Raw genomic sequence first — 24897 nt, forward strand, 5'->3', positions numbered from 1 at the left:
TCATACCGCTTGCGTTACAAGCCTGCTTGTCGACTCGTCTCGCAGATTTCCGCCGTACATCATGTCTGCCAGCCGCGTGCCGGCAACCGGCTTCGCGACCAGCCGGTCGATGCCAGCTTGCTCGGCGCGACTATAGTCACCCATTTCGGGTATAGCCCACAACAAAGTGCTGCCCGCGCCCGAAGACCGGGCGGAGTTCGCAATTTGGCCCAGCGCGGTCGTTACATCCTCGCCGGCCTTGATCGTTGCGTCGTCGATCAGCACCTGCGAGACCCCGCCAGCGTCGATTTGCGCTACGGCCTCCGCTACGCTGCTTGCAAACGTCACCGTGCCGGCGTGCGGCGCGAGCACAGTGCGCAACATCGCCCGCGTAATGGGATTGCGGTCTACGATCAGCAATCCACGCGTCAACGGCTCCACCGGCAGGGTGTCGGGGGTGGTGGCATGCACCAGCGGCAGGTCGATGGTGAAGGTAGACCCCTCGCCCGCTACACTGGTGACCGTCACGTCGCCGCCCATCGCACCCGCGAGATTGCGGCAGATCGACAGACCGAGACCGGTGCCGCCGAAGCGACGCGTGGTTCCCGCATCGACCTGTCGGAAGGACTCGAAAATCAGGTCGAACTTGTCCGCCGGGATCCCGATGCCGCTATCGCTGATCGCGATCCGCACGCGCTCCCCGTCGACGGCGGTCGCGGTGGTCACCGCGAGCCTGATCGTGCCACGCTCGGTGAACTTGATCGCATTCGACAGGAGGTTGAACACGATCTGCCGCAGCCGCGTCACATCGCCTTCAATGCAGCGCGGCGACGTGTTCAGGTCGAGCGCGAAGACCAGTCCTTTTGCGCGCGTCTGCTCCTGCCACATCTGGCTCACCTCCTGTAGCATGGCGGCGAGGTCGAACGGCGCCTGCTCGAGTGAAAGGTTGCCGGTCTCCATCTTGGCAACGTCGAGAATGTCGTCGACGAGTGCGCGCATCGTCACGCCCGCGCTGTGTACGATGCCGATGCGATCCCGCAACGTGCCGGCAATCGCCTGATCTGCAAGCATCACCTGCGTCATCCCCAGGATGCCGTTGAGCGGTGTTCGGATCTCGTGGCTGGTAGTGGCAAGGAACTCGGTCTTGGCGGCGAGCGCCTTGCCCAGTGCGGTGTTGGTTTGGGCGAGATCGAGGTTGACCGCCCAGACATCGTTGCGGCTACGGCGGATCACGACCAGGTTGGTCGCCAGCAAGGCTATGACAACAAGGGTGACAATCGCTGCGCCGGTGAAGATCAGTTGCTGGGATTCCGCGCGTGAATGTTCAAAGGCGTTGGTGCGCGCCAGTTCCTCGTTGCGCAACTTGGCTATGCGCAGTTCTTGATTGGCGAAGTCGAAACGGGCGGCGGCCAGCGCGGTGTTGGTCGAGGCGGCAAGCGTAGAGGTCTGGTCGTCGAAACGCTTGAGCGCTTCGAGGTGTTCGAGCGCCTGCTTCTCGTCGCCGACGCTTTTGAATGCCTTGTATGCAGTTTCGTGCGCCTCCCGATCCGACAGCGTTGGATGCGCCTGATCGACGTTCACGAACGCGTGCGTGATGAGTGCGGCCGCACGCCGCGCATCGCCATGCTGGAGTGCGGATTGCGCAGCAAGCGCCCAGAACTGTACGGTCGCGGGGGCTGCATCCGGATCGCGTTGGTAGCCAAAGCCTAATGCAATTGTGCGATCGGCGTCGGCGACCTTGCCGGCGCGAAGCTCGCTACGCGCGATGTTGCTCAGGACACGCGCTTCCAACGCAGGGCTGTGTAATGTCTTGGCCAGCGTAAACGCTTCGCGAAACTGCTGCTCGGCCTCCCGAAAGCGGCCGAGTTCCTTGAGGGCGTTGCCGCGATTGTTGAAGATCGACAACAGCAGTTGTGGATCAGCACTGTAAACGTCCCGCGCCTGATCGTAATAGCGTAGCGCGTTACCGTAGTCGCCGGCTTCCTGGTACAGCAACGCGATGTACAACAACGCAACCGCCCGACTGCGCGTCTCGCCGATGTCGCGAAACAGATTGTGCGCTTGCTGGTAATCGGCAAGCGCAGCGGCAACTTGTGCAGTGGCTGTATGCAGCCCGCCGCGTGACAACAAAATGTCACCGGTTAATTTTGTCGCCGGCCCGGCTGCTGTTGCCAACGCGTAGGCGCTGTCGATCAGCGGACGTGCATGCGTCACGTCGTCCGAGCGCAGATAGGCCTCTCCCTGCAGCCATTGCGCAGTGGCGACACCGATTGCACGACGGTTGGCCGGCAAGGTCTCCGCGGCGCGTTGGGCGACTTTCGCCGTCTCGATCGTTTCGCTTGGGTTCACCAGCATCGCCGCGCGGGCTGTTGCGATCAGCGCATCGAAGCGGTCGTCGCCAGCCGACGCCCATGACGCTTGCGGAGCAAGCAGCAGGCCGCACGCCAGCAACAACGGAGCGAGCAGGCGCGCCAGCCGCACGTATGGAGAACTACAGCCCATCGCCGGACGTCTTACTCCCTGGATCGTTAAGGTGGCGCTACGCACCCATGGCGATCAGGCAGTACGCCAGAAACTTGCGGGGCGCTTGAACATGGAGTCACGCCCGTCGCCGCCCAGCTTGAGCTTGTCGTCGCGCAAGAACGCACGGAAGGCCTCGATCGAGATCGGCCGGCTAAGCAGGTATCCCTGTACCATGTCACACCCCATCACGGTCAGCAATGCGAGCGCAGCCTGCGTCTCGACACCCTCGGCGGTAACCTCCATCTCCAGCGCGTGTGCGAGATCGATGGTGGAGCGCACGATCAGCGGGTCGCGGTTACTGCTGGTAAGCTGGAGTATGAACATCTTGTCGATCTTCAACTCGCGCGCAGGCAACTCCTTGAGGTACGCTAAGGACGAGAGGCCAGCACCATAATCGTCGATCGCAATCGTGATTCCAACTTCGTCAAACTTGCGCAGGTTGGCGATCGCGCTCTGCGGATCGCGGATCACCGCTGTCTCGGTGATCTCGAAGCCGATCCGGGCGCCGCCCTCGCGCACCTTGCGACACGCGCTGGCGACAAACTCGGCATCGCCCAGCAACTGGCCGGAGATATTGATGAAGATCGTCAGGTCGCGATCCTCGGCGCGCAGAATGCGTTGGTCTGCGATGACGCGATCCAGCGTCCAGAGCGTCAGCGCGTCGATCTGACGCGATTCCTCTGCGAGGGTGATAAAGTCACCCGGCAAGATCAGTCCGCGGCGCGGATGTTGCCAGCGCACCAACGCCTCCGCGCTCGCGATTTCCTGGCGACGGACATGTACCTTAGGCTGATATTGCAGGAACATCTCGCCACGTGCGATCGCATCGGGCAGATCGCGGATCAGCGACAGCCGGTCAAACGCCGGCGTGCCAGCGGACAAATCGCGCAAGACGGTACGAAACTCTGCCCGCGCCTGTTCTAGGGCGCCCTCGGCCTCCTCGACAAGCCGCACATCTTCCGTGCTGCCCACCGGTGCCGCGGCAGCAGCAAAGGTGATTTCGAGCTTGTGTCGCTCGCCCTCGAACTCGAAGGGTGCCTCGAACGCAACGCGCAACATCTCGACTGCCGTCTCAATCGCGGCGAGATCTGTCGAGCCAAGCTCGAATTCGACGAGGCTGCGTGCGACCGCAGTTGCGCGCAGCCCGGCGATACACCCGGTCGCCCGGTCAACCAGTGCCGTGGACAGGCGATCGGCGCAGAGCCGTCCCAGGTGTCGACGCAAACCTGCGAAGTTGGCGATCTCGGCGAGAGCGACCACGCGCCACGCAACTGTCACCGACGGTCCGCCCGATTGATCATTACGTGCCCACTGCCGAACATGTCCCAAATCGGAACGCATCGGAAGGCCGCTTAACGGCGCTTCGCTCCGCATCGGCACCACGCCAGCATGAGAATAGCGCCAAACGGCTGGAAGATCCTCGGTTTGGAGAGCACGGGCCATGGAATTGGCTTAGAACGAGAGGCTTGAACGAAGCGTTAAACAACACCTCCATTTTCGCAACGATCTCGCAGAGGCGATTGAGATATCGTTAAATTTGGATTAACGAAGCGGGGCACCCAACGAGGTGCCTATAGGGAGAAAGTACATGCTTCGTTTCGTTCTCGCGCTGATCTACGGCGACAACATCCGCCCTTGGTAATCGCTTAACCCGACTCGGCGCGGAAACAACAGGCTGATATTTCAGTGCGTTAGTTTCCGCGTCGGGCTGACCTTCCGACGGGACATCGGCTAGCTCGCGATCAAAGCACACAGCCGGATCTCTGTTGATAAGATGGTCGCGGATGACGCCGCGACTGCAATGGTTACTTTGGTCTCTTACGCGAAATACGTATTCGTACCTAGGCTGCTTACGATGCACATGATGAGGCCTGCCGTTACCTCAGCGCTTCATCCAATCGTGCCATGAAAGCTGATCCACGTTCGAACTGTGCAACCTCAAGATACTCGTCCGGCTGATGCGCCTGCTCAATCGAGCCGGGGCCGCAGATAATTGTCGAGAACCCTGCTTCCTGAAACTGACCTGCCTCTGCCGCATAAGACACCACGCGCGCGCTCCCGTTATCGTCCGCCAGCCGTCGTGCGAGCGCCTCGGCAGGGCTGTCGGGCTTGAGCGCGAACGAGGGCGTCGACGACCGGCGCACGATCTCCACGCCAGCGTCGGGAAACCGGGCGCGGATCGCTTTGTCCTCTGCGGCGCACAGCAGCTCGAACGGTGCGATGATCGCCTGCGGGTCCGTGCCGGCCGGCGTGCGTAGATCGAAGACGAATTCACATTCGCGCGCCAGTATGTTTACCGCAGTGCCGCCTTTCACCACCCCGATCGTCAGCGTCGCATGTGGCGGATGATAAGGCGAGTTACGATCGGCGGGCCGCTCCAATCCGTCGGCAATTTCGCTGAGCGCGTGCATGAGCTTCACCGCGACCATATTCGCCGACACGCCGAGATGCGTCAGGCTGGAATGCGCCTCGTGGCCCCGCACGACCACGCGCCAGCTTGAGATACCCTTGTGGCCGCTCACCACCTCCATGTTGGTAGGCTCGCCGACGATCACGGCAAGCGGCGGCGGTAGATCGCGCACCAGCTCTCGGATCATCGAGGGTGCACCCAGGCAACCGACCTCCTCGTCGTAGGAAAACGCGAGATGCAGCGGGCGCGCAACCTGCCCGCGCGCGACTTCGGGAACGATCGCCAACGCGAGCGCCAAGAAACCTTTCATATCACACGTGCCGCGCCCGTACATACGATCGCCTCGCCGGGTCAGCGTGAACGGGTCACTGGTCCAGTTCTGCCCGTCGACCGGTACCACGTCGGTATGGCCGGAAAGCACGACACCACCGGGTACGGCCGGGCCGATCGTCGCGTACAGGTTCGCCTTACGGCCATCCGCGTTGGCCACACGATGCGACGCGACGCCATGACCGCCGAGAAACGCCTCGACATAGCCGATCAACGCGAGGTTCGAATCCCGCGAAGTCGTGTCGAACGCGATCAGCCGTTCGAGATGTGCAAGCGCGGCGGTGGCAATGTGCGATGTGTCCATGGCCGGTACCTTACCGGCTGTGCCGGGCACGTCAAAAGGTCACGACACCAGCAACGCCGCCTCTGGCGAGCATCAGGACGTGGCCGGCGACGTTTCGCTCCACCCGCCGCCGATGGCCTTGAACAGCGACGCGGTATCCTCGCGCAACTGCATGTCACTCGCCGCGACCTGTTCACGCGCGGACAGCACGTTTACCTGCGCGTTCAGCAGTTCATCCTGCGTGACAAAGCCGCTGCGGTAACGCGCTTCGATCGAGCGTGCCGTACTCTCCTGGTCCTGAACGGCACGTCGCAACGTGGCGTTGCGCCGCCGCTCGGCGTCGAGCCGGGCAAGCGGGTCCTCGACGTCGCGCAATGCGCCGAGCACCGTTGCCTTGTACTGCGCGTACGCCTCTTCTGCCTGTTCCTTGCGGATCGACACTGTCGCGCGGCGGCGACCCCAATCGAGCAACGGGAAGTTGATCCCGCCGGTCGCGGTCGCCTGCAAGCTGTCCTTGCTGAACAGATTGCCGAGCGAGGTGGACAGCAGTTCGCCGAGGCCAGTCAGCTGAAATTTAGGATAGAGATCCGCAACCGCTACGCCGATATCCGCTGTCGCTGCCGCCAGGTTGCGTTCGGCAGCGCGAATGTCCGGGCGGCGGCGCAGCAGGTCGGACGGCAGCCCCGCTGGAACGCCCGGCAGGCCCAGTGGAAGCCCGGGCGCCACCGCCAGTTCGGTGTCGAGGGTCGCGGGCGCTTCGCCGATCAGAATGCCAAGAGCATGGATGCGCACGCGCACGTCGGCCTTTAGCGGCTCCAGCCGTGCTTCCAGCGCAGTCAAGGTGCCGCGCTGCCGCGTAACGTCGCTCTGCGGCACGAGGCCGGCTTTGGCGATGTGGCCGGCGATCTCCAGCGCTCGGTTCTCGCGGGCGATCTCATCCGTGACGATTGCGATTTGGTTCTGATCGAGCCGAAGGGAAAAATACGCCTGCGCGACCTCAGCGGCGAGCGTCACCGCCGCGTCTCGCTGGTTCCAAACGGCGGCACTGGTCCGTGCGACCGCCCCCTCGACCTGCCGACGGCCGCCGCCGAAGATGTCCAGTTCCCAGCTCGCGTCGAAGCCGACCGCGTAGGTGGTGATGCCGCTGCCAGGAAGTGCGACGCCGCCGCTGTTCGAGCCGCCACCGCTCGACCCGCTTCCGCCAGATCCGCCGGAGAACAGCTTTGCGATGCTGGAGATGCCGCTGTTCTTGCTCAGCTCGATATGTGTGGCATTCGCGGTGGCATCGATCGTCGGACGGCCGACCCCGCGCGCCGCCACCTCCGAAAGGCGCGCCTGCCGCACCCGCGAAGCGGCGATCGCCATGTCGGGATTACCGTCCAGCGCGCGCTCGACCAGCGTATCGAGTTGCGGATCGCCAAAGCCCGTCCACCACCGCGCCGGATCGATGCTGGCGCCCGGCATCTGAGCCTGCGGTTCTGCGAAGGTCGCCGGCACCGGCAGGTCGCGCGCGTGGTAATTCGGCCCGACCGTACAGGCGCCGGCCAGCAGCGCCGCTGCCAGTGCGGAAAGGTTGCGTGCCTTTTTCAATGCGCCATTCCTCCGCCGCCGCCGCCCGATTTGCTGGGCTTCATCAGAAACACCGCAGGGGACACGATCAGCACAATAATCATCAACGACCGAAACACGTCAAGGAACGCCAGCATCGACGCCTGCCGCTGCACCTGACTGTACAGCAACGCCAGCGGCGTCATGGTATCGCCGACGCTGCCGACTGCATTTTGCGCCTTGGCGAGCCACTCGCTGTAGTTGAAATTCAGCGGGTTCAGCCCCTGAACCAGTTCCGTCTGGTGGCGCTGCATCGCGTTCGCCAGCATCGACTGCGAACTCGAAATCCCGATCGTTCCGCCGAGATTGCGCGCGACATTAAGCAGGCTGGACGCCTGCGCCGTCTTGTTCTGCGGGAGGCCCGCGTAGGCGACCGCGTTCAGCGGCACGAACAGGAACGGCAGGAACATCGATTGATACAGCCGCGCGATCGCCGCATCGGCGAAGCTGATGTCCGCACTCAGATGCGACATGTTCCAAAGCGCGAACGCCTGCCCCAGCAACGCGGGGAACAGCAGCATTCGCACATCGACCGCTCCGCTGAGGCGCCCCGCGACCGGCACCATCACCAACGTCGCGATGCCGCCGGCCGTGAGGGCAAGACCCGCATCGAACGACGTATAGCCGATCACCTGCTGGAGCATCTGCGGAATGAGCTGTGTCGTACTGAACAGGATCATGCCTGTCAGTCCCATGACCAGCAACGTCGCCGAGAAGTTGCGATTGCGCAGCAGCTTCAGGTCGACGACCGGCTCATCGGTATGGGTTTCCCACAACACCAAACCGATCAGCGATATCACCGCGATCGTCGCCGTGGCGATGATGAACCCGCTCGAAAACCAATCCTCGCGCTGGCCGCGGTCAAGCGTGACCTCGAGAAAACCAAGACCGAGCGCGACCAGCAGCACGCCGATATAATCAATCCGAATGCCGCGTTTCAGCAGCTTGTCGCGATCCTTCTTGATCGTATCCGGCTCGTCCACGAACAGATTGACGAGGAACAATGACAGAATGCCGATCGGCACGTTGATGAGAAACACCCAATGCCATGTCCACGTTTCCGTGATGTAGCCGCCCAGCGTTGGCCCGAGCACCGGCCCGACCACCACCACGATCGCGAACGCGGCGAACGCCATACCGCGTTTACTGGGCGGAAAGGTGTCGGCCAGCATCGACTGTTCGACCGGAGCAAGACCGCCGCCACCGATCCCCTGCAATACGCGCGCGATCACCAGCGTGCTGAGATTGGGCGATAGCCCGCAGATCAGCGAGGAGATGGTGAACAACGCGATCGAAATCATGAAATAGCGCTTGCGGCCGATCACGTCGGACAGCCAGCCGCTGATCGGGATGACGATCGCATTGGCGACGAGGTAGCTGGTCAGCACCCATGTCGCCTGATCGCTCGAAATCGACAAGCCACCTGCGATATGGTCGAGCGACACGTTGGCGATCGATGTGTCGAGCACCTCCATGAACGTCGGGATGCTGATCAGCGCCACGATCATCCACGGGTTATAGGACCCGGCCGCCGAACGGCTGGGATCCCAGCCGTCCGCGCGTTTCGCCGCGCTCGCCATGCTCAGCGCACCTTGACGGTGGGAATGACCGACATGCCGGGACCGATCGGGTATTTACGCGGATCGGGCGCATCCTTGCCGTTGCGATCGAATTCGATGCGGACTGGAACGCGTTGCACCACCTTGACGTAATTGCCGGTCGCATTCTGTGGCGGCAACAGCGCAAACGCCTGCCCCGCCCCGCGCTGCACCGAATCGACATGACCGTGGAACTTGACGTCCGGATAGGCATCGACCTTGATCTCTACCGGCTGGCCGATCTTCATGTTACGCAGCTGCGTTTCCTTGAAATTGGCCGTCACCCAGACGTGGTCGGGCACGATCGCCATCAACTGCGTACCCGGCCCCACATAGGAGCCGAGATTGACCTGACGGTTGACGACCTGCCCCGACACCGGTGCAGTGAGACGCAGATAGCCGATCGTCACGTTGGCCTGCTTCACCTGCGCCTGACGTGCGGCGATGACTGCCTCGGATGCCGCGACCTGGCGACGCGCGACCTCTACCTGCGCCTGCGCACTGGTGATCTCGCGACGGGCGGCGGCGGCATTCGCCGCGGTGGCGCGCGCGGTGGCGCGCGCTTGATCGAGTTGCTGCCCGGCAACCGCCTGCGGGTCGATCCGCTGGAGCTGTTGATAGCGGCCGAGATCCTGCGCAGCCTTCTGCGCATCGGCGAGTGGGCCGCGCGCCTGTTCCTCGGCCTTCGCGGCGGCGGCCTGCGCCGCAACGACCTGCGCCCGCGACTGTTCGGCCTGCGCGGTTGCTTGGCTGACGTTCGCTCGCGCCTCCGATAGCGTTGCCTCGGGGCCGTTGGGCTGGATCACCGCTAACAACCGCCCCGGCTCGACGTGTCGGTTATCGACGTTCGCGACCTGCACCAGCGTGCCGGCGACGTTGGGCGCAATCCGTACGATATGTGCATCAACGAACGCATCGTCAGTTGATTCGTACTGCCGCGCGTGAAGGTAGTATAACACTCCGGCGATGACGATGATCGCAGCCACCACGACCACGATGATCCAGAACAACGGTTTTCGAACAAGCGAGGGCTTTTTCGGCTTGTCGTCGCCTTTATCATCGCCAGCGTCATCAGACTGGTCGCTCTGCTTGTCCTGACCGCCGTCGCGCTGCTTGTCCGACGACGGTGCGTTGGACTCCTGCTCGTCGCCCTGATCGTCATTGCGGTCGTCCGATCCATTGCCGGACTTCGGGGCCTGATCTTCGGTCATGCGGTCTCCTGGCGATCGGCATGCAGCCGGTCGAGCATCGCGTCAGTATTAAAGGAAATGAGACTCGTCAGCGACTGCGCGAACGGCCCCTCGGTGGCGGTTTGCCCGGCCACGCGTAACAGCGCGCCACGCGCCGAGCGAAGTGAGAACACCTGTGCGGCAAGCAGAAAGGCGAAGAGGCGCGTGCGCTCGTCAGCCGGCGCATCCGTCGCAACCGCTACGAGCTCGGAGAGGTAATCAAGCACCTGACCCATTGCCGCTTCGTACAACCGATCGAACGCCTCGCCGGGGTGAAGCTGCTCGCGCATGATAAACATCGACAGTGCAGCGGATTTTTGTCCCATCATCCGCTGCGCGAAAGCGTTCAGGATGTGGTGAATCTTGGCGCGTGCGGCCTGTGGATCACGAAGGGGGGCGGTATTCGCAAGATCGAGCACCGGCAGCATCTCACTCGCCATATGCTCAGCGATGTAATCCGCCACGGCGAGATACAGGCCCTGCTTGCTACCATAGTGATAGGTAATCGACGACATCGCAGTGCCGGCGGCGCTGGCGATGCTACGCGTGCTCGCGCCGTCCAGCCCCTTTTCGCCGAACTCGCGAATCGCAATGTCGAGAAGACGATCGTGAACCACGAACCTTTCTAGTTCGTTCGACCGAACGATACAATTATGTTGTGTGCAGTGCAGCAGACGATTTCTGGCTCATGGCATACTGCCGGCGGCGTTGAGCACTCATCTATCGGAGTCCTTCTCCGTAACCGGGAAGTGAAGCACAGCAGATCGGCACAGTAGGACTAGATTGCGGCGCCGGCCTGCAAGGGAACAATCCTCCGCATGTCGAGAACGGTCAAACCGGTGACGACTGGATACGATGACCAAGCGTGGGCATAATCACAGCCGGGACGATGCTTGGGACGTGGCAGACGTCCTATATCTCCGACGCAATCCATATCAAACGAACGTGGTGGCTGCGCTGACTGTGGCAGTGACATAGCCGATGCCGAGATTCCGGCATCGGCTATATTGGAGATTGCAGTCGTCTCGACAGTGATAAGCGAAACGGCGATCAGTAATCCTTCTTGTAGCGCAGGCTTACGTTCGAACCACCGAATGTGCCCGCCTGCGACAGGGCGCTCAATCCCTTTGACAGCGCGATCTCGAGCTGCGTGGCGGTGAACCCCTTCGCGTCGGTTATGATCTCCACATAGATGTTCTTGGTGATGTACTTGCCCGCAGCGAGCGACGTGCCCTGACCCGTCGTCTTGTCGCCACCGACGATCCGCAACCGATCGAACCCGGTCGCCGAACGCAACTTGCCGAGCGGGTTCAGTCCGCCTCCACCGCTCCCGCGCAGCGAGTTGAGCGCCGCCGCCAATTGGATCGCCTCGGTAGCGGACAGGTTGGTGACGGAGGTTCCAAACAACAACCGGCTCAGCACCTCATCCTGCGGCAGCGTTGGCGTCGACGTGAAGGTGATCTGAGGATGCTGCCCCGTGCCACCGATTGCGATGATCGCCGAGACGGAGTCTACCGTTGTCGATGCGCTGATATCCAGCTCCGGATCGGCGAGCGGACCACCGTTGAAGCGTACCACACCATGGTCGATATCGAAGCGCTTGCCCGAGAACGTGTACGTGCCGCGCACGATCTCCAGCTTGCCGACGACCTTGGGATCGGCCGACGTACCGCTGACCCGCATGTCAGCAGACCATTCGGACTCCAGGCCCATGCCGCTCACATAGAGCTGTTCTGGCGCGCGGATGTGGATGTTCAGCTTGAACAATCCCGGCGGACCGGCGGCAGTTGCCTCGCCGGATGCAGTGGCCTTCGCCACATCGCTCTTGCGGCGCACGCCCGTCAGTTCCTGCACCTCGGCCTGGCCCTGCGTGACGATTTCGTAACGGGCGTTCGGTATGCGCAGATCACCGGTGATCTGCCCGCCCGCCGCCTTGCTGTTGGTAATCGCGAGCGTGCCGCTCACCGTCGCGCCGAGCGCATCGCTCTTGGCAAGCTGGGCATTGTCGAGCGTTGCCTTGATGTTGATCGGGAAACCTGAGTCCGCCGCAAACCCGACCGACCCCTGCGCCTGAACCGTACCGCTGCCGGCCTTGGCATTCAGCTGCGTGATTTCGAGACGATCGTTGGTGAACCGCCCGGCCATCCTGATGTTGGTCAGCCGCGTTCCGTAAACATCATGGTCATACGTCAGATTGTCAGCGCGGATTAGACCGTTGAGCTGCGGCGCGGAAGCGCGACCGGAGAAGTCCGCCGCAACGGCGATCGGTCCGCTGAGTTGCTGCTGGGCGAGACCTGCCAGTGAGAACAGCACCGCAGAAGGGCCGTTGTAGCGGATCCCGCCGCTGAGCGGCGCAGACATCAGTCGCGTTGTCCAGCTGCCCGACCCTGGCGGCAATGGCCGCAACGTCGCGACCATGCGCCCGACCGTCGTACCGGCACGCGTGATAAGCGCGCGAGCGTCACCGCCGTCCGGCAAAAGCTTGCCCGAAAACACGATTTCGACGGGCTCCGACACGGTCGCGAGACTGGCCCGCGTGAAGTTGGCGATCCGGAATTGGGCATTGGCTTGCGGGAAACTCGCGCCCGCAGGCTGGCTGAAGTCGACACCACCGCTTGCGGTGCCGCCAAGGCCGAGGTTCGGCACCAGCGCGTTGACCATCGACAAGTCCATCCGGTCCAGTCGCGCCTTCACACTCATGCCCTTGCCGTACGTGCCGGCCAGTCGTGCCGAGCCACCCGATGCGGCGCCACCAAAGTCGATCAGGGTCGGCTGCAGCGTATAGGTGCTGCCAGCGATCCCGATGCGCGCCGGCGCGGCCGTCTTGAAGTCGATGCCGTTGGCCTGTCCCTGAGCGGCAACCAGCCACAGCGTCGAGCTGAGCTTTGCATTGGCAGCCAGCTTGAACGGCACGCCGCTCGATCCGTTGGCAAGCAACTGCGCCGTCCCCGACCCACCGGCATAGTTTACCTTGGCGCGGGCCGCGGTGACGACGGCAGCGCCATAACGGACGTTGCCGATCTGCGCGTCGGCGATGATCTGCGGCGCCTTCGGATACAGGATCGCCTGCGCCTTGATGATCGCGCGGCCGATCGTGAACTCGGTAGCGCCCGGTATCTTGGCGTTGGTCGCCGTAGCCGCGATGTCCGCGCGCTGCACCGAACCCTGGCCACCCAAGATCGCCGCGCCGTTGATCCCCGATCCGGCGAATTGAACGCGACCGGCGAACGGACCTGCTTTCAACTGCTGCACCTTGCCGCTCGCCACTACCCCGGCGAACTGTACTCGGTGGATGTCGACGGTCAGCGTCGGCGCGGTCGCGGCGACCACGTCGGCGGTGAACGGCCCGTAATTGGTGCCGCCCTTCGCCACGATCGCGTAAGCCGACCCGGTGCCACGCACCTGTGCCTCAAGATTCACCAGGCCAACGCCGACACCCGGACGTGGCGCGCGCAACAGTACGACCGGCTTCGCCACGGTACCGGTAACGCGGGCGGTCAACGGACCGTATTGCTTCGAATATGCGTCGGCGTTGACCAACAGCGGGCCCGCCGGATCATAGCGCCCCTCACCGCGCGTCACCTGGAAATCTGGCGCCGCCAGCTTCAGATTACGGAAGGTGATGATCCCGTCAGGTGCATAGCCGACATCCGCCTTCACGATCGCATTGCCGCCGAGGAAATTCCGTGCACCCTCGTTGAAGATTTGCGACGTGCGCGCGACGACGTGGCCGGTGATACCAAAACCCCCTTTGGGAGCCGTCACCAGCTTCGCGTTCGTTGCCAGGCTGACGATCCCAAAGCCCTCGACCCGGTAATTGTTGACCTTGCCGTTAAGCGCACCCCGGTACATGCCGGTTGCGAGGTCTGCGACGACCAGCGCGGTCGCGTCGATCTTCGACGAGCGAATGCGCAGGTTATCGGACAACACCTTCCCATTCTGGATCGCGAAGTTGCCGTTGATCGCAACGTTCTGGAGCAGACCACCAGCCGCCGCATTGAGCCCGACCACCCGCGCAGCGCGCGCGTTGACCGGGATCAGGATGTGATTGGCATCGACGGTCGCCAGCCCGGAGGCATATACGTTATCGACACGGATCGCGCCAAAGCCGATCTGCGCACCCTGTACGACGTAGTTGACCGTTGGCGTGGCAAATGGCCCGTCCAGCACCACATTCGCAGCCACATCGCGGCCGTTCAGATTCGGCGCGATCGCACCAGGCCGCAACAGCTTTGCGGAGATCTTCAATTGCCCGAATTTGCTTGCGGCAAGGTCAAGCCGTCCCTGCCCGGCCACCGCCAGAGCATCGGACTTGAGCGTCAGCATCGTATCGACGACACGCTTGTTCATCGTCGCGTCAAGCGCGATGTCGAGTTGCGGCGCGGTCAAGGCGGCAACGGGGTTGACCGGCGTTGCCGCGTTCTTTGGCGCTCCACCGGGATACAGACCGGGGTGCGCGTTGCCACGTAGTTTGAACCTGCCGTTGTTGGCGGCCAGTGTCAGATCGGCCAGCGAAGCGCCGCCTAACGTGCCGGCAATTCGGCCATTCCAGGCCTTCCAGCTACCTTTGCCGCCGATCGTCAGGTCGAGCGGCGCGCCAAGTTTGGCAAGCGTCGCCACCACGCCGCCTGCGGGGGCGTTCAGCTTCGCGTCGATGTCGAGCTTGTTGTCGTCCGGTACAGCGTCGAGTTTCAGCGCAAGCCGGTCGCCGCCGGCAACACCCGCACCCGCCAACGCCGCTACGTTGGCGGTCACCTGCGCACGTCGATCGGCGATGTGCGCCACCCCGTCGATGCCGATGATGTGGGTCTGTCCCGTTACCGCCTTCTGCACCACGAAACGGTCGATCTTGAGCCGGCCGACGTCGATATCGATGCTGGGCAAAGTTGGCGCGTTTGGGTCGCTCGGTGTCGCCTTCAGCACAGGCGTGCGCATCATGGTGATGAGCGCGGCCGAGGCGCTGCGCACGTCGGCATGATTGTTGACGAAAGCAAACGGCCGCCAGTCGACGGCGATCGCCGGCGAGGTGAGGAACACGCCTTTCGTATCGCGTACGCGCACATCCCGCAGCACCATCGCGCCATAGATCGACCCATCGATCCGACCGACCTTCACGTTCAGCCCGGACGCAAGCGTATAACCGTTAATCGTATTGACGAGAAAACGACGTCCCGGTTGCGTGTTGATGCCGAACACCAACGCAACCGCCGCCAGCACCAGCACCGCAAGCGCGACGCCGACCCACTTGAGGATCCGCTGCCACAACGGCGTCTTGGCGATAACGACCTGCTCGGATGGGGCTTCGCTGGCCATCAGAATGCCTGCCCGATCGAGATATAGAGTGCGATCAAACCGTCGCCCTTGCGTTTGTTGAGCGGCGTCGCGACGTCAAAGCGCAGCGGGCCGAAATTGGTGTAGAACCTGCCGCCGATACCAGCGCCGTAACGCATGTCGCTGCCCTTCGGGATACTGCTCTCGTAGCTGTTGCCGCCATCGAAGAACGGCACGATGCCGAAATTGCCGAACCTGTAGCGCGCTTCAAGCGAGAATTCGTTCAGCGATCGGCCACCGACCGGATTGCCGTTTGGATCGAACGGCCCCAGCCGCTGATAGCCATAGCCACGCACCGAACCGCCACCGCCGCCGTAATATCGCCGGGATGGCGCAAGGTCGTCGCGCGAAATACCATCGATCGATGCGGCGCGAACGCGTCCTGCCAGCACGATGCTATCGCTGATGGGATAGTATCCGCTGACCTCGGTCAGAGCGCGGATGTACGGGCTAACCTTGCCTTGAACCGACGTTTCAGGGCTGAGGCTCAACTTGACGCGGTAACCCTTGGTGGGATTGAGCAGGCTGTCGGTAGTGTCCCATTGTGCCTGACCAGGCAAGGCCGCGATGAAATAGGTGCGACGAACGTTCCCAGGCTTGCCGAAATCGTACACGCTTTCGTTCGTGCCGGTCAGCTCAGCGCCCAACGCCCAAGTGAACTTCTTCTGCCAGATCGGCGTGGAATCGTACGACAGACGCGCGAACACCGTACCCGTGAACGCATTATAGGCGTCGTAGTTGGAATGGTCTGCGGCGACGCCAAAACTAAACGTCCGATCGCGCTTACCGGCATTGGACCGTTTGAAGGTCGCGCCCGCACCCTGTTCCTGCGAACCGCCGGTCACGTTGAGGATCAGCGCACCCTCGGGCGGGAACAGGTTGCGGTTGGTCCACGAACCCTCGAGCTTGAATCCCTCGCCAGTGCTATAGCCACCACTCACGGCCAGCGACCGTTTCGGACCGGCCACCTGCCTTACGAGCAGATCGACCTGTTGCGTACCGTCCGGGCCAACTCGGTCGGTCTTCACAGGCTCGACCGACGCGGTCGAGAACAGACCGGTTGCGATCAGCGCCTGACGCAGATCGTCTACCTTGCGACTGTCGTAGATCTCACCGGGTTTGAAACGCGACAACACGCCGACATGATGTGCGTCGAACGCCAGCTTGCCCGTAGTCGTGAAACCACCGAACGACGAGCGCGCACCGATGTCGACTGGCAACGTATAGGCGCCGGTCAAGGTCTGCTCATCGAGCAGGATGTCGCGCTGCCCGACCTTCGAGAAGGGGTAGCCGTTCTGCGGCAGCACCAAGGCGACGTTCGCTTCGGATCCCTGCACACGACCAGCCTCGATCGGATCGCCCGGTTTGAGAGCAAGTGCATTCTCGATCAGGTCGGGCGGAACAGTCGGATCAGCAACCACCTTAACCGACCCGAGATGATACTGCTTGCCCGGTGTCGCGTTGACGATAGCGCGGACACGACCCTGCTCGTTCGGGATGGTCTCGATCGTGGCGACGGCGGTACCGTCGTAATATCCCATCGACCGCATTACGCGCCCCGCCAATTCCTCATCTTCATGAGCGCGCGCTGAAACGACCGCCGCATTGGCGGCCTTGCCACTCTTCTTCAGCACGGAGTGGGCGCGGAATTCATCCAGGAGGCCGACTTTGTCCAGCCCGTTCACAACCGTGTCGTAGCGGATCTCCGGACTTTTCTCAGTCTTGTCGGCCACGGTCACGAACGGCGTCGAATCAAAGGTAGCCAGCGGCGGTAGCGGCCGGTCAAGCTCGGCAGAAACGTCCTGGGCGGTCGTAGGCGTGCCCGCCGCGCTGCTGATCCCGGATGGCGCGGGCTCCGCCGACTTCGGGGCGGCTGCGACTACGCCGGTAGCTGGAGTTACTGGAGGCGGAGGCAAAGTCCCGACCGGCTCCAGAGCCATCGGCTCGAGCGGGGCGTTGATATCGCTGCTTAGCGGCGGCAGCGCTTTGTCGAATTCCGCCTCGGGAACAATCGGCTGATCGGCGGCAGGATCGGGCATCTGCTGCATGGCAGGCACTGGCGCGGCTGGCGGCAACTGCTGGGGCGCAGCGCCCATAACTGCGATCGCTAACCAACTTGTCGAGAAACCCGGCGAAATCAAACAGCTCTACCCCTTAGCAAGAGCGAACCGTTTTGATCCCGCCCCTCGTTACCGCAAACGCGCCTCTACCAAATTGGTTTCACGGTAAAAAGGTACTTTAGCGGCAGTGCGGCAAAGTTCGCCGCACTGCAAGGTCGGCTTAGTTCTTGCCCATCGCCCCTTTTGCCGCCGCCGAACCGGCGGTCGACAGCGCCTTGAGCAATCCTTCGATCAATTTGCCTGCGGTATCTTTCGCAGCGTTCGGACTCAATCCGAGCCCGTCAAGTTCGGCAAGGCCAGCCTCCTTCGCAGCATCGGTTGCACCCCGCGCCGCATCGGTGAGGCGTTGCCCGACCGGCTTGAGCAGCTGCGCCTCACGGTCGCTGCGTGGGATCAGTGCGCCTGCCAGCACACCGAGCGCGACACCGCCGACCAACACCGAAAGCGGGTTCGCCTCGATACCCTCAGCCGTTTTACGAGCGGTTTCCTTGGCGGTATCGCCTGCGGAAGCGAGCGCCTTGCTGGCAGAATCCTTGGCATTCTCCAACGTCGTTTCAAGCGTGTCGCGCACCCCGGCCTTCTGACTGGTTTCGTTTCCTTTGCGCGCGGCCTCGTGGGTCTGAACGGTCATTGCGGTTATCCTTTCGCGCCCTTGCGGGTGATGTGAGGAACAGATTTCTTCTTTCGGCGAAACAGCGCCATCACCGGTCGCCGTATCAGCAACACCCCAGCCGCAGTCAGTATCGCAGCAACCACCCCCGGGTTTCGTTGCGCTACCGCGGCCGCTACCTCGCCTTGCTCACGCAAGCCATCGGCCGCGTGCCTCGCGATCGTGCGCGGATCTACCTTGTCACGTAGAGCGCCGACTGTCTCATCAAGTCGGGCCTTGGCTGCGCGCGCCTGCGTCTGCGCAAGTGCCAGATTTTCATCGGCAGCACTCATTGCGACACTCCTTTCCGGCCGGCGCTACGGACCATCGACAGTGCGACGACTATTAGCAGCCCAACGATCGCAAAAGTGCCACCGATCGTGATAACCGTCGCCCAAATTGGTCCTAGCGCCTGCGCGATGCTCATAATAACGCCAACCAGCAGCGCGATGATCGCGGCATGCGCGAGGATCAGCGCGACGATGCACAGGATTGCTGCCGTGCGATAATCGGCCACCAACTTAAGCGCTTTGGCCTGGTATACCGCAATCTCGGCCCGCACGAAGGCCTTGGCGTCCTCGACCAGACGGCTAACCAGCGTACCAATACCGTCTTCGTCGTTTGTGTTCTCGGCCATGCTATCCTCTGGCAAACGCGCGATCAGACCTGTTCGTCCACGGGCGCGGCCGAGGGTGCTGAACCTTCCGGCTCGAGCCCTGACTTGACCAGTCGCGCAAGCACGAAACCAATCGCCGCAGCCGCACCGATGGCAATTGCCGGGCTCTTGCTGACGAAACCGCGCGCGTCTTCGATCAGTTCATCGAGCTCCTTCGCCTTGATCTGGTCGGAGAAGCCGGTGATCGTCTCGGCGGCCGTACGGGCATATTGACCGTATTGCGGGCCGACCTTCTCGTCGACCTGCGCAGCTGCGTCCGAAACCATACGGGCCAGTTCGTCGAGCGCACCACCAGCCCGGGCCTTACCATCCTCGGCATAGCTGCGCGCGCGATCGGTTGCTTCCTTGGACAGCTTCGCGGCGCTGTCTTTCAGCGTCTGCGTCGGGCTTGCCGTCTCAACCTTGGCTTCGGGTGCGTCCCGCTCCGGGGCGATCGTGTCCTCGTCGAGCGGCAGATCGTTCAGCACGGCGGGGGTCGGTTTATTGATGGTGTCGTCGGCCATGGAATGCCCTTTCTCGAACTGTCGTGCGCTCAACCGGCAGCGACGGAGCCGGTTCCATCGGCGCTACGAATTGCGGGCGACGTGATATGCCGGTAGAGGCCGGGCGAACGCCGCCCAAGGCCCACGATAGAAGGATCGTTTCGTGACCGCAATCATCGACATTCACGCCCGTCAGATCGTAGACAGCCGGGGCAATCCTACCGTCGAAGTCGATGTGATGCTGGAAGACGGCAGCTTCGGTCGCGCCGCCGTGCCTTCGGGCGCATCGACCGGTGCGCATGAAGCCGTCGAGCGTCGCGATGGCGACAAGAGCCGCTGGTCGGGCAAGGGCGTGCAAGGCGCGGTCGACGCGGTGAACGACGAGATCACCGATGAAGTGATCGGCATGGACGCCGAGGATCAGGCCGATGTCGACGCTGCGATGATCGCGCTCGACGGGACCGAGAACAAGGGTCGGCTCGGCGCGAATGCGATCCTCGGCGTCTCGCTGGCGGTCGCCAAGGCGGCGGCGGATGCGCGTGGCATGCCGCTCTACAAATATGTCGGCGGCGTTTCCGCGCATGTTCTCCCGGTGCCGATGATGAATATCATTAACGGTGGCGAACACGCTGATAACCCGATCGATTTTCAGGAGTTCATGATCGTTCCGGTCGGCGCTTCGTCGATCATGGAGGCGGTGCGGTGCGGCTCGGAGATCTTTCACACCCTGAAAAAGGGTCTGCACGACAAGGGCCTCGCCACCTCGGTCGGTGATGAAGGCGGGTTCGCGCCCAACATCGCCTCGACGACCGACGCGCTCGACTTCATCATGTCGTCGATCGAGAAGGCCGGGTACAAGCCCGGCGACGACGTGATGATCGCGCTCGATTGCGCCGCTACCGAATTCTACGAGAACGGCAAGTATGACATCTCGGGCGAGGGCAAGATCCTCGATAGCCACGAAATGGCCGGCTACCTCGCCGATCTCGTCGCCCGCTACCCGATCTTCTCGGTCGAGGACGGCATGAGCGAGGACGATTGGGAGGGCTGGAAGGCGCTGACCGACATGATTGGCGACAAATGCCAGTTGGTCGGCGACGATCTGTTCGTCACCAATCCAAAGCGCCTCAAGCGCGGTATCGAGGGCGGATATGCCAACTCGCTTCTGGTCAAGGTCAACCAGATAGGCACGCTGACCGAGACGCTCGAAGCCGTGTCGATGGCGCAGCGCGCGCGTTATACCGCCGTCATGTCGCATCGCTCCGGCGAAACCGAGGATGCGACGATCGCTGATCTCGCGGTCGCCACCAACTGCGGGCAGATCAAGACGGGCAGCCTCGCGCGGTCGGATCGGCTCGCCAAGTACAACCAGCTTATCCGCATCGAGGAGGAACTGGGCGACGCAGCCTATTACGCTGGCCGTTCGGTGCTGCGTAAGTAGTTACCCGCTCCGTAAAGAATATCGTTAAAGCGGGGTTGATCGACGAGTCGCGATGCGCGATTACGATGCGTATGGCAAAGCGCGCATCTCCGAAGCGGACCTCGTTCCGGGTGGTCCTCCGTAAAGCGGGGCCGCCGGCGGCCCTCTTGACCGTAGGCGCGTTTTTTGGCGCCTACGCGATTATCGGGCCGAACGGCGCGCTCGCTTACGGCGATATCGAGAAGCACCTCGCTCGTAAAAAGACGGAACTCGCGTTGCTCACCAAGCAGCGCGACGTTCTGAAGAACCGGGTCGGCCTGCTCGACCCGAAGAACGCCGATCCGGATATGGTCGACGAACTGGTGCGCAAGGATCTTAACGTCGCGCACCCCGACGAGGTCATCGTCCCGCTGAAGTAAGCCGCACGAAAGACGTGCACGCACGTTCAGAGCCGCGTCTTACTGCTTAATCCGACGACGGAAGTGGAGTGACTTGGTCACCCCACTTCTCCAAACCAGCTTACGGCACGATCGGCGCCAGTTGCGGGTGCAGGAACTGTTCGCGCTGCACCTCCTCCTCGACCGTGCCCGGCACATCCACTGCCGGCCGATGTCCGAGGAACGTCAACAGATCGCGCGTGAATCGGTCGCTCTCGGTGAGCGTCAGCGCATGCGGCGCGCCGTCATATTCCACCAGTTGCGACTGGCCGATCGCCGCCGCCGCCGCGCGACCGGTGGGATCGATCGGCACAGTCTTGTCGGCAGTGCCGTGAACGATCAGCGTCGGCACACGGAATGCCGACAGGTCGGGCCGGAAATCGGTAAAGGCAAACGACTCCGCGCAGGCAAGGATCGGCTTCAGACCCGCCATGCTCATCTGCTGCTGCGCCCAGTCCAGCGTCTCGTTGCTGACCGGCGAGGAGATGAACCCGACACCAAAGAACTGCTTGAAGAACGTCGCGAAGAACCCGTAGCGATCCACCTTGATGCCATCGACGATGCCGGTGAGTTGGTCGACCGGCGCGCCGTGCGGATTGTCGTCCGTCTGCGGCATGTACGGCACCACCGACGAGATCAGCCCGGCGCCGACCACACCCTTGCCACCATGGCGGCTCATATAGCGCGCAACCTCGCCGCCGCCCATCGAGAAGCCGATCAGTGTCGCATCCTGCGCGCCGGTTGCTTCCAGCACGTCGGCGAGATCGTCGCTCAACGTGTCATAGTCATAGCCGGTGAACGGCTGGCTCGACCGGCCGAAACCGCGACGATCATAGGCGATCGCCCGGAAACCGGACTCGGCCAGTGCCATCGCCTGCGCGTCCCAGCTGTCCGACGACAGCGGCCAGCCGTGGATCAGCACCACTGGGCGTCCACTGCCCCAATCCTTGACATAGAGGTCGGTGCCGTCGCGCGTCTTGATATAGGGCATTGATCGTCTCCTGTTCGGATCGTGAGCAAGAACGTGCGCCACGGCGCGCCGTTCCGCCGGGCTGGCGCGGGCGCGCGCAAGCTGCCAGCATCCCGGCCACACCGAATCGGAGAGACCATGCGCAAACTCTGGCTGGCAGGCGCTGCCGCACTCGCAATCGCCGGCTGCACCGCCAAGGCCCCTGCCCCATCCGCCACTGCCGCGATCAGCCCGCTGCCGGTGACGAGCTGGCCCGCCTTCCGCGACGCCTTCATTGAAAACTGGTTCAAGGTATCGCCCGCCGATGCGGTGTATCAGGGCCGGCACGCCTTCGACGGCGGTCTGGGCGACTGGAGCGCCGCCGGCCTCAAGCAACAGGGTGACTTCCTGCGTGACGCGATTGCCAAGGCCAAGGCGTTCGATCCTGCCAAACTCGACAAGCAGGGCGCGTTCGAGCGCGCCTATCTCATCGCCGTCGCGCAGGGGAAGCTGTTCTGGCTGGAGGATGCCGACCAGCCGCATACCAACCCGGCGTGGTATGTCGGCGCAGGCCTCGACCCGAACGTCTACATCGCGCGCAACTATGCCGATCCGGCGACGCGGATGCGCGCCACCATCACGTTGTTCCGCAAGATCCCGCAGGCCGCCGCCAACATCCGCGCCAACCTCAAGACGCCCATGCCGGCGAGTTACATCGATTATGGGGTCGCCGCGTTCAAAGGCTTCGCGGACTATTACGGCGGCGACGCCAGAAAGGCGTTCGCAGGGGTGAAAAGCCCCGCGCTGCAGGACGAGTTTGCCAAGTCGTCCGGCGCCGCCAGCAAGGCGATGGCCGATCTCGCCGCCTGGCTGCAAAGCCAGCGCGCCACGCAGACGCAGGACTTCGCCCTCGGCGCGGCGCGCTTCTTGCGGATGCTGAGCATGACCGAGGGCGTGGACGTACCGCTCGATACCTTGGAAGCGGCGGGCAAGGCCGATCTGAGCCGCAACCGCACGGCGCTGGTCGCGGCATGCGGCCAGTTCGCACCCGGCGCGACCGTACCCGCCTGCGTTGCCAAGATGAACGCCGACAAACCCGCCAACAACGATCCCGTCGCGGAGGCACGCAAGCAGATCCCCGAACTGCGTGCGTTCGTGCTCGCCAACGACATCGTCTCGATTCCCGACAACGAACAGGCGCTGGTCGAGGAGAGCCCGCCGTATAACCGGCAGAACTCCGCGTACATCGATCCGCCCGGGCCATTCGAGAAAGGCGTACCGTCGATCTACTACATCTCCCCGCCAGATCCGGCGTGGAGCAAGCAGATGCAAGCGGACTTCATCCCCGGCAAGGATGACCTGCTGTTCACCACCGTGCATGAGGTGATGCCCGGCCACTTCCTCCAGTTCCGCCACGCCAACCACTCGCCGTCGCTGTTCGGTCGGCTGTTCGTCGGGTACGCCTTCGCCGAAGGCTGGGCGCATTATGCCGAGGAGATGATGTGGGAAGCAGGCTTGCACAAAGGCGACCCCGAAACGCATATCGGCCAGCTTTCCAATGCCTTGTTGAGGGATTGTCGCTTCCTGTCTGCGATCGGCCTGCACGCGCGCGGCATGACGCAGGAGCAATCGCGCAAGATGTTCGTGGAGCAATGCTATCAGGATGAAGGCAACGCCCGCCAGCAATCGGCGCGCGGCACCTATGATCCGGCGTACCTCAACTACACGATGGGCAAGCTGATGATCCGCCGCCTGCGCGCCGACTGGACGGCGCAGCATGGCGGCCGGGCAAGCTGGAAGGCATTTCACGACACCTTCCTCAGTTTTGGGGGACCGCCGATCCCGCTAGTTCGCAAGGCGATGCTCGGCGGCGATGGCAAGGCGGTGTTCTAACCGCGCTACAGCGATGCGAAACCAACCTCTGCCGCAGCGCAGCAGGTTGGTTTTCGTAACGCGCTATCCTAAGAGGAAGCCGACACCTTTCACGGAAAGATCGGCCATGAGCAAACTTCACCTCGTCTTCGGCGGCCGCGTCAGCGACCCGCAAACGCTCGACTTTAACGACACCGCGTCGCTCGACGTGGTCGGCATTTTCCCCGACTATGCGAGCGCCGAGAAGGCATGGCGCGCCGCCGCACAGCGTACCGTCGACGATGCGGAGATGAAGTACGTCATCGTACACATGCACCGGCTGCTCGAGCCGGATCTGCTAGCCTGAAGAAAAAGCGCACCGGCGAGGCAACGCCGGTGCGCGATATGCCGCGTCTCAACCGGCGGCGGCTCGCACCAGCAAGCCCAATGCGATAGTCAGTCCCGCGCGTTCGTACGGTGCCGTAGGACCGAGCGCTCCCCGCTTAGATGAACTCGATCTTCTCGACGACATAGTAGCGGTCACCCGACGGTACCGTCACTTCGACCTCATCCTCGATCTTGCGACCGATAAGAGCACGGCCAAGCGGCGAGTTGTACGAGATCCGACCGCCCTTGGCGTCCGCCTCGGTCTGGCCGACGATCTGATACTTCACCGGCTTGTCGTCTTCGTCCATCAGCGTCACCGTCGCACCGAACACGACCTTGTCGCCCGACAGATCGCGCGGGTCGATCACCTGCGCGCGGCTCAGCTTGTCCTCAATGTCGGAGATCGACGCCTCGATCTGGCCCTGCCGTTCCTTGGCGGCATGATACTCTGCGTTTTCGGACAGATCGCCGTGCGCGCGCGCTTCCTCGATGGCGTCGACGATCAGCGGACGCTCCGCCTTCAGCTGTTTCAAATGCGCAGTGAGCGTGTCGTAGCCCTCTTGCAGCATCGGCATCTTGTCGACGGTCGCCATCCCTTAGTCCTTCGTCCCGAAATCTGTCCCCAAGCCGGTCCT

At 63.0% G+C, this 24897-nt stretch carries 19 protein-coding genes; 4 read left to right on the forward strand and 15 right to left on the reverse strand.

All coding sequences use genetic code 11. The features are described 5' to 3' along the window. The 13 genes from L8F97_RS03615 to L8F97_RS03675 form a co-directional block, all read right to left on the reverse strand. Positions 1-2481 (reverse strand): ATP-binding protein, encoded by a 2481-nt coding sequence (locus L8F97_RS03615; RefSeq protein ID WP_242146606.1) that lies wholly within the window; start codon positions 2479-2481, stop codon positions 1-3. 54 nt (positions 2482-2535) lie between these two features. Continuing rightward, positions 2536-3780 carry an EAL domain-containing protein gene (locus tag L8F97_RS03620; RefSeq protein ID WP_242146607.1) on the reverse strand — a complete coding sequence of 415 codons (1245 nt, stop codon included), beginning with the start codon at positions 3778-3780 and terminating at the stop codon, positions 2536-2538. A gap of 599 nt (positions 3781-4379) precedes the next feature. After that, positions 4380-5546, reverse strand: coding sequence for an acetylornithine deacetylase (gene argE / locus L8F97_RS03625; protein WP_242146608.1), 1167 nt, complete (start codon positions 5544-5546; stop codon positions 4380-4382). 72 nt (positions 5547-5618) lie between these two features. Continuing rightward, complete coding sequence (locus L8F97_RS03630; protein ID WP_242146609.1) at positions 5619-7115, reverse strand: efflux transporter outer membrane subunit; 1497 nt, start codon at positions 7113-7115, stop codon at positions 5619-5621. Then, positions 7112-8713, reverse strand: coding sequence for a DHA2 family efflux MFS transporter permease subunit (locus L8F97_RS03635; protein ID WP_242146610.1), 1602 nt, complete (start codon positions 8711-8713; stop codon positions 7112-7114). The genes L8F97_RS03630 and L8F97_RS03635 overlap by 4 nt, the downstream gene beginning before the upstream one ends. Before the next feature lie 2 nt (positions 8714-8715). Next, the gene (locus L8F97_RS03640; RefSeq protein ID WP_242146611.1) at positions 8716-9942 is read right to left on the reverse strand and encodes an HlyD family secretion protein; all 1227 of its coding nucleotides are present in this window, start codon (positions 9940-9942) and stop codon (positions 8716-8718) included. Then, positions 9939-10577: a CerR family C-terminal domain-containing protein gene (locus L8F97_RS03645; RefSeq protein WP_242146612.1), complete on the reverse strand. Its 639-nt coding sequence runs from the start codon at positions 10575-10577 to the stop codon at positions 9939-9941. The genes L8F97_RS03640 and L8F97_RS03645 overlap by 4 nt, the downstream gene beginning before the upstream one ends. 433 nt (positions 10578-11010) lie before the next feature. After that, positions 11011-15273: a translocation/assembly module TamB domain-containing protein gene (locus tag L8F97_RS03650; RefSeq protein ID WP_242146613.1), complete on the reverse strand. Its 4263-nt coding sequence runs from the start codon at positions 15271-15273 to the stop codon at positions 11011-11013. Beyond that, positions 15273-17387, reverse strand: coding sequence for an autotransporter assembly complex protein TamA (locus L8F97_RS03655; protein ID WP_242146614.1), 2115 nt, complete (start codon positions 17385-17387; stop codon positions 15273-15275). The genes L8F97_RS03650 and L8F97_RS03655 overlap by 1 nt, the downstream gene beginning before the upstream one ends. A 184-nt stretch (positions 17388-17571) precedes the next feature. After that, positions 17572-18042, reverse strand: a complete 471-nt coding sequence (locus L8F97_RS03660; protein ID WP_242146615.1) for a hypothetical protein — start codon at positions 18040-18042, stop codon at positions 17572-17574. Positions 18043-18047: 5 nt separating this feature from the next. After that, complete coding sequence (locus L8F97_RS03665; RefSeq protein WP_242146616.1) at positions 18048-18353, reverse strand: DUF3618 domain-containing protein; 306 nt, start codon at positions 18351-18353, stop codon at positions 18048-18050. After that, positions 18350-18697, reverse strand: coding sequence for a phage holin family protein (locus L8F97_RS03670; protein WP_242146617.1), 348 nt, complete (start codon positions 18695-18697; stop codon positions 18350-18352). The genes L8F97_RS03665 and L8F97_RS03670 overlap by 4 nt, the downstream gene beginning before the upstream one ends. Before the next feature lie 23 nt (positions 18698-18720). Next, entirely contained in the window at positions 18721-19239 is a 519-nt protein-coding gene (locus L8F97_RS03675) for a hypothetical protein (RefSeq protein WP_242146618.1), read from the reverse strand. 142 nt (positions 19240-19381) lie between these two features. On the opposite strand from L8F97_RS03675, the gene eno reads away from it, so the two are divergent. Both eno and L8F97_RS03685 read left to right on the forward strand, forming a co-directional pair. Then, the gene (gene eno / locus L8F97_RS03680; protein WP_242146619.1) at positions 19382-20659 is read left to right on the forward strand and encodes a phosphopyruvate hydratase; all 1278 of its coding nucleotides are present in this window, start codon (positions 19382-19384) and stop codon (positions 20657-20659) included. Positions 20660-20730: 71 nt separating this feature from the next. Next, entirely contained in the window at positions 20731-21057 is a 327-nt protein-coding gene (locus tag L8F97_RS03685; RefSeq protein WP_242147151.1) for an FtsB family cell division protein, read from the forward strand. 100 nt (positions 21058-21157) lie between these two features. Here L8F97_RS03685 and L8F97_RS03690 read toward each other — a convergent pair whose 3' ends face one another. Beyond that, complete coding sequence (locus L8F97_RS03690; RefSeq protein WP_242146620.1) at positions 21158-22066, reverse strand: alpha/beta fold hydrolase; 909 nt, start codon at positions 22064-22066, stop codon at positions 21158-21160. Between the two features lie 117 nt (positions 22067-22183). On the opposite strand from L8F97_RS03690, the gene L8F97_RS03695 reads away from it, so the two are divergent. Both L8F97_RS03695 and L8F97_RS03700 read left to right on the forward strand, forming a co-directional pair. After that, positions 22184-23917 carry a DUF885 domain-containing protein gene (locus L8F97_RS03695; protein WP_242146621.1) on the forward strand — a complete coding sequence of 578 codons (1734 nt, stop codon included), beginning with the start codon at positions 22184-22186 and terminating at the stop codon, positions 23915-23917. Between the two features lie 106 nt (positions 23918-24023). Further along, positions 24024-24242 carry a DUF4170 domain-containing protein gene (locus L8F97_RS03700; protein ID WP_242146622.1) on the forward strand — a complete coding sequence of 73 codons (219 nt, stop codon included), beginning with the start codon at positions 24024-24026 and terminating at the stop codon, positions 24240-24242. A gap of 136 nt (positions 24243-24378) precedes the next feature. Here L8F97_RS03700 and greA read toward each other — a convergent pair whose 3' ends face one another. Further along, a complete protein-coding gene (greA, locus tag L8F97_RS03705; RefSeq protein WP_242146623.1) occupies positions 24379-24855 on the reverse strand; it encodes a transcription elongation factor GreA in 477 nt (158 codons plus the stop codon). Between the last annotated feature and the right edge of the window lie 42 nt (positions 24856-24897).

It is taken from the genome of Sphingomonas sp. BAUL-RG-20F-R05-02 (genome assembly GCF_022662305.1).
Taxonomy (GTDB): domain Bacteria; phylum Pseudomonadota; class Alphaproteobacteria; order Sphingomonadales; family Sphingomonadaceae; genus Sphingomonas.